The sequence below is a fragment of the Pseudomonas sp. SIMBA_067 genome (genome assembly GCF_046534675.1).
Classification (GTDB): Bacteria; Pseudomonadota; Gammaproteobacteria; order Pseudomonadales; family Pseudomonadaceae; genus Aquipseudomonas; species Aquipseudomonas putida.
In genome coordinates this window covers 1-247 of record NZ_JAWRYH010001065.1, presented here as the reverse complement: position 1 = coordinate 247, position 247 = coordinate 1, and the positions used below count along the sequence as shown (strand labels likewise).

General features: G+C 63.2%; 1 pseudogene. It reads right to left on the bottom strand.

The features are described from left to right. Positions 1-247 (bottom strand): annotated as a pseudogene (narH, locus tag SB765_RS32505) (nitrate reductase subunit beta); the annotation flags it as partial.

Here is a 247-nt window from a genome sequence, read left to right as displayed (position 1 = left end):
ACCTGCTCCAGCGCCCGGATATCATGCTCACCGTCCACGCTTTCTGCGCGTTTGTAATGACGCATTGCCAGCATCCGCTTCAGTGCCAGCAGCACCGGTGCGGTGTCGCCTGCGGTCAGCAGGTTCGCCAGATACTCAACCGGAATGCGCAGGCTTTCCACATCCGGCAGCACGCCGGTGTGCGCCAGCGCCCCGCCATCCACCGCCGACTGAATCGGTGACAGTGGTGGCACATACCAGACCATCG